Here is a 4,412-nt window from a genome sequence, read left to right on the forward strand (position 1 = left end):
ATCACACTGACCCCGCCCGACGCCGCCGACGACGCCGATGTGCTCGAACTCGCGCCCGAGGCGGTAGAGGTCCCCGCGCCCATCGTCCCCGCGCCGGCCGCGCCCGCAGTCGACCCCGAACATCTCGCGGCGCTCGAGGCGCAGATCGCGTCGCTCGAGGACCGCCTCGTCGAACAGGACGCCGCGCTGCGCCGGGTGCTCGATCTGCTGATCGAATGGGTCGAGCGCGATCCCGAAAATGCGCCCAACCCGGCCAACTCGCGGACCTGGGCCGCCTGACAAACCGGCCCGGATCCGCTATCACGCCGATGTAAGGGTGAGCGAAGATGCAGAACGGCCTGTCGGTCGATGTCGAGGACTGGTTCCAGGTCGGCGCCTTCGAGCGCACGATCGACCGTGCCGACTGGCCGACGCTCGAATGCCGCGTCGAGGCGAATTGCGACGCGGTGCTGCAGATCTTTGCCGATGCGGGTGCGAAGGGCACCTTTTTCACGCTGGGCTGGGTCGCCGAACGCTATCCTGCGCTGATCAGGCGCATCGTCGCGGCGGGGCATGAGCTTGCCAGTCACGGTTATGACCACAAGCGCGTGTTCAGCATGACCGCGGCCGAATTTGCGGCCGATCTCAGGAAGACGCAGGCGATCCTCGAGGATCTCGGCGGCGTGGCGATCACCGGCTATCGCGCGCCGAGCTTCTCGGTCGATACGCGCACGCCTTGGGCGCATGCGGTGCTGGCCGAACAGGGTTATGCCTATTCGTCGAGCGTCGCGCCGGTCGTCCACGATCATTATGGCTGGCCGCAAAGTCCGCGCCACGCATGGCGGCCGCTTGCCGACAGCGATCTTGTCGAATGGCCGGTAACGACCGCGCGCTTTGCCGGACGCACATTGGCGGCAGGGGGCGGTGGTTTCATGCGGATGCTCCCATACGGCTTCACCCGCTGGGCGATCGCGCGCATGAATGCGGAGGGGCACCCCGCCATCCTCTATTTCCACCCGTGGGAAATCGACCCCGGCCAGCCGCGCGTCGCCGATGCGCCGATCAGGTCGAAAATCCGTCATTACAGCGGCTTGTCGGCCATGGCTGGCAAGCTGAAGAAGCTGCTTTCGGACTTCGAATGGACGCGCGCCGACGCGTTGCTTCCCGCACAGCAGCAGCGCGCGCAGCCGTGGCGCGCCGCGGCGTGAATGCGCCGACGCTTCCCGTGAAGGATGGTTTTTCCGGCGCGCCGTTATCAGACGCGGGCGAATGGGACGCCTATGTCGCCGCGCGCTCCGGCGCGACGCCGTTCCACAGCCGTGCCTGGTGCGAGGCGATCACCAGGGCGACCGGGCATCGCTGCCATCTCGTCGCCGCGCGCGATGCACACGGCGCGCTGACCGGCATCCTGCCGCTTCACCATGTCCGCTCGCCCCTGTTCGGGCAGGCGCTGGTCGGCAGCGGCTTCGCGGTCGATGGCGGTATCCTGGCCGACGATCCGGCGGTGGCGGCGACGCTCGCGCACGGCGCCGCGCAAATGGCCAAATCGCTCGGGGTGCCGTCGGTCGAATTGCGCGGTGGCCCGCAGCCCGAAGGAGAGGGCTGGAACCGGGAGGAAGGCGTCTACGCCGGCTTCGCGCGCGACCTTGCCGCCGACGACGATACCGAACTGCTCGTCATCCCGCGCAAGCAGCGCGCCGAGGTGCGCAAGGTGCTGGAAAGCGCGCTGACGGTCACCGCAGGAAGGGACGCGGAGGAACGGCGCGATCATTATCGCATCTATGCTACCAGCGTTCGTAATCTCGGTACGCCGGTCTTTCCGAAAAGCCTGTTCGATGCGGTGCTCGATGCGTTCGGCGACGATGCCGATATCCTGACCGTGCGCGAAGATGGCCGGCCTGTCGCGAGCGTCCTCAGCTTGTACTGGCGCGGCACGGTGATGCCCTATTGGGGCGGCGGTACGGCCGACGCGCGGCGGTTGCGCGCCAACGAACTCATGTATTTCGCCCTCATGCGCCATGCCCGCACGCGCGGCTGTACCCGTTTCGACTTCGGCCGTTCGAAGCTCGGCACGGGACCCTTCGCATACAAGAAGAACTGGGGCTTCGAACCGCAGCCGCTCGTCTACGCGCGCTGGCTCGCGCCGGGCGAGGCGCCGCGCGATACCAACCCGAACAGCGCCCGGTACCGGCTGCAGGTCGATCTGTGGAAAAAGATGCCGCTGTGGGCGGCGAACCGGATCGGCCCGCTGATCGCGCGCGGGCTGGGTTAGGGGCCCGGCTGATGTCCGAAATCCTGTTCCTCGTCCACCGCGCGCCCTGGCCTCCAGACCGCGGTGACCGGATCCGCAGCTGGCATATGTTCGAGGCGCTGACCAAGCTGGCGCCCGTGCATGTCGCGACGCTTGCCGATAACGAAACCGATGCCGCCGTCGCTCGCGAAAAATTGGCGCCGCTTTGCAAGAGTCTGGCGATCGAAGTGCGCAAGGTGTCGCGTCCGCTCGCGCTCGCCGGGGCGGTGCTGCGCGGCGAGCCCGTGTCGAACCGGCTGTTCCGCAATGCCGCCCTCGCGCGCCATATCGACGCGCTGGTCCGCCGGAAAGGCATCACGCATATCGTCGCCTTTTCGGGCCAGATGGCGCAATATCTTCCGGCGGCTTTCGCGGGCCCGATATTGATGGATTTCGTCGACGTCGATTCCGCCAAATTCAGCGCCTATGCCGAACAGGACAAGCGTCAGCCGCTCCATTGGGTCCACGCCCGCGAGGCGCGCGTGCTCGGCGCGTACGAAGCCGGGATCGCGCGCCGCGTTGACGCCAGCCTGTTCGTCAGCGAGGCCGAAGCAGCCTTGTTCCGGACTTATTGCGGGCTTGGCACCGACAAGGTGCGCGCGGTCGAAAATGGCATCGACACCGATCGCTTCGACCCGGCCATTCCGTTGGAAACGGTCGGGGCGGGGGCGGGGCCGCTTGCCGTTTTCACCGGCCAGATGGACTACCGGCCCAACATCGACGGGGTCTGCTGGTTCGCGAACGACATCCTGCCGCGGATCCGTCAGCGCCAGCCGCAAGCCCGCTTCGCCATCGTCGGCCGCGCGCCGACCGACGAGGTGCGTGCGCTTGAAGCCCTGCCGGGGGTGGTCGTGACAGGCGAGGTAGCCGACGTCCGACCGTGGCTCGCCGCCGGCGATGCCGTCGTCGCGCCGCTGCTGCTCGCGCGCGGGGTGCAGAACAAGCTGCTCGAAGCGATGGCGATGGCGCGGCCGGTGGTTGCGAGCGTTGCCGCTGCCACGGGAATCGATGCGGTGCCGGGCGAACATCTGCGCGTCGCCGAGGGAGCGAATGCGATGGCCGATGCGGTTTGCACGCTGTTCGCCGATCGCGCTGCGGCCGTCTCGATGGGCAACGCCGCGCGGGCGCGCATGATCGCGCGCTATGGCTGGGACGCGCGTATGGCACCGCTTGGCGACCTCCTGAGGCTGCCCGCATGAGCCTTTGGCAGCGCCACCTCGCCGCACTCGGGCTGCTATCGGCCGCGATCCTCGCGATCTTCTGGCGCGACGCCGCCGACATGGCGGGCATCTGGTGGACGAGCTCGACCTTCACGCATTGCCTGCTGATGGTGCCGATGATCGGCTGGCTGGTGTCGCAGCGCGTGTCGCTGCTGCGCCCGCTGGCACCCGTCTTCTGGTGGCCCGCGCTCTTGTGGATGGCGGGGGCAGGGCTGGTGTGGCTGGTCGGAGAGGCTGCCGGGGTCGGCCTGTTCCGTCAACTCGGGCTCGTGCTGATGCTGCAGGGCGCGGTCGCGGCGACGCTCGGCGAAAAGCTCGTGCGCGGACTGCTCTTCCCGCTCGGTTATGCGCTGCTGCTCGTGCCGTTCGGCGAGGAGCTGGTTCCGTTGCTCCAGACGCTGACGGCGCATATCAGCATGGCGCTGCTCCACCTGTCGGGAATATCGGCCGAGATGGAGGGGGTGTTCATCACCACGCGCGCCGGTTTCTTCGAGGTTGCCGAAGCCTGCTCGGGCGTCAATTTCCTGATCGCGATGCTCGCCTATTCGGTGTTCGCGGCGCATCTCTGTTTCAAAAGCTGGACACGGCGGATCGTCTTCGTCGCCGCCGCGCTCGCGACGACGATCCTCGCCAACGCGCTTCGCGCCTACGGGACGATGGTCGCGGCCGAAATCTGGGGGATCGAGGCGGCGGGCGGTATCGATCATATCTTTTACGGCTGGATTTTCTTCGGGCTCGTCATCCTGCTCGTCATGCTCGTTGCGCTGCGCTGGTTCGACCGTCCGGCGAACGATGCCGCGGTCGACGTTGGCGGGCTTGACCGTCCGTCGCGCTTCACGGGGCCGGCGAGGGCGGTGCTGCCCGCCGCGCTGGCGATGCCGCTGCTCTTCGTCGTTTGGGGCCTGCTTGTCGGTGGCCGCAGC

General features: G+C 67.8%; 4 protein-coding genes and 1 pseudogene. All 5 read left to right on the plus strand.

Annotation, left to right across the window (positions count from 1 at the left end; translation table 11 throughout):
• Positions 1-279 (plus strand): annotated as a pseudogene (locus tag VN047_RS10805) (hypothetical protein); the annotation flags it as partial.
• Between the two features lie 47 nt (positions 280-326).
• The gene (locus tag VN047_RS10810) at positions 327-1,187 is read left to right on the plus strand and encodes an XrtA system polysaccharide deacetylase (RefSeq protein ID WP_325542534.1); all 861 of its coding nucleotides are present in this window, start codon (positions 327-329) and stop codon (positions 1,185-1,187) included.
• Positions 1,169-2,251, plus strand: coding sequence for a FemAB family XrtA/PEP-CTERM system-associated protein (locus tag VN047_RS10815; RefSeq protein WP_325542536.1), 1,083 nt, complete (start codon positions 1,169-1,171; stop codon positions 2,249-2,251). Before VN047_RS10810 ends, VN047_RS10815 begins: the two co-directional genes overlap by 19 nt.
• An 11-nt stretch (positions 2,252-2,262) precedes the next feature.
• Positions 2,263-3,468, plus strand: coding sequence for a TIGR03087 family PEP-CTERM/XrtA system glycosyltransferase (locus tag VN047_RS10820; RefSeq protein WP_325542538.1), 1,206 nt, complete (start codon positions 2,263-2,265; stop codon positions 3,466-3,468).
• Positions 3,465-4,412: exosortase A (gene xrtA / locus VN047_RS10825; protein WP_325542540.1), on the plus strand; the 948-nt coding region annotated here is incomplete at its 3' end. The genes VN047_RS10820 and xrtA, both read left to right, overlap by 4 nt.

The organism is Sphingopyxis sp. (assembly GCF_035565275.1).
Classification (GTDB): Bacteria; Pseudomonadota; Alphaproteobacteria; order Sphingomonadales; family Sphingomonadaceae; genus Sphingopyxis.